Annotated in this window: 2 protein-coding genes; both read left to right on the forward strand. The window is 69.4% G+C overall.

The window, feature by feature from the left end; translation table 11 throughout:
- Positions 1–480 (forward strand): Hpt domain-containing protein (locus AC1DYN_RS32625; protein WP_477966967.1); only part of this gene is annotated, 480 nt, incomplete at its 5' end.
- A gap of 1 nt (position 481) precedes the next feature.
- The coding region (locus tag AC1DYN_RS32630; protein ID WP_477966969.1) for a response regulator at positions 482–1,268 on the forward strand (787 nt) is incomplete at its 3' end.

The raw sequence follows: 1,268 nt of genomic DNA on the forward strand, positions 1-1,268 counted from the left end.
CCGCTGCTGTCGGCGCGCGAGCATGGCGACGAGCCGGTCGTCGAGATCGCGCCGGCGACGCCGCTGCCGTCAGCCCGGCCTGCGCCTGCGGCCGCACCTGCAGCCGCGCGCACCGCCCCAGGCGCCGACCCGATCAACCGCGCCGCCCTGGACAATATCCGCGCGCTGAGCCGCGACGACGGCGACGCGCTCGTGCAGAAGGTGATTGCGGCCTATGTCGGCGACACGCCGCGCCAGTTGCATGCGCTGCGCCAGGCGCTGGGCGAAGGCGATGCCGAGAGCGTGCGGCGCGTGGCCCACGGCCTCAAATCGGCCAGCGCCAATATCGGCGCCGCGCACCTCTCCAGCCTGTGCCGCGAACTCGAACAACTGGGACGCAGCGGCAATGTGGACAGCGGCGGCCCGCTGCTGGCCGACCTGGCACGCGAATTTCGCGCGGTAAGACTGTCGCTTCACGCAGCGCTTGAAAAGGAATCCTGACATGCCTTCCGCTCCCACCCAGCGCGTGACAGTCCTGGTTGCCGACGACGATCCGGTCATGCGGATGCTGATGCTCGAAATGCTGGCGCAGGTTGGCCTGGACGGGATCCAGGCCGGCGACGGCATCGAGGCCCTCGACCAGGCCCGCACAGGCCAGCCCGGCCTGATCCTGATGGACGTCGACATGCCGCGCATGGACGGTTTCGCTGCCTGCCGCGCGATCCGCGCCGCCGAACGCGACGGCGCCTGCGTGCCGGTCATCATGGTGACCGGCAGCGACGATATCGAAGCCGTCACCCATGCCTACGAAGTGGGCGCAACCGATTTCGTGTCCAAGCCGATCAACTGGCAGATCCTCGGGCACCGCGTGCTGTACGTGCTGCGCGCCAGCGACGCCATCGCCCGCCTGCGCATCGCCGACGCCCAGAACCGCGCCGTGCTGGCGGCAATTCCCGATACGTTCTTTCGCCTGAATGCCGATGGCTTCTATCTGGATTACGAGCAGGGACACGAGCGTCCGGGCCACGAGCGGCCGGGACCGGGAGGACCCACTCGCCCGGACCTGCCCGACAGCGCCGGCGCCCGCTTCATCGGCAAACACCTGACCGCGACGCTGCCGCCGGACATCGCCGGGCGCATGCTGGAGCAGATGAAGGCCGTGCTGACCACGCACCAGGTGCGCTCGGTCGAATACGAGCTGGTCGACTGCGGCGTTGCCCAGCATTTCGAGGCGCGGCTGGTGGCCACCAGCCCGACCGAAGTGCTGGGTCTCGTGCGCGATATCAGCG

It is taken from the genome of Rhizobacter sp. P2_D12, assembly GCF_056404395.1.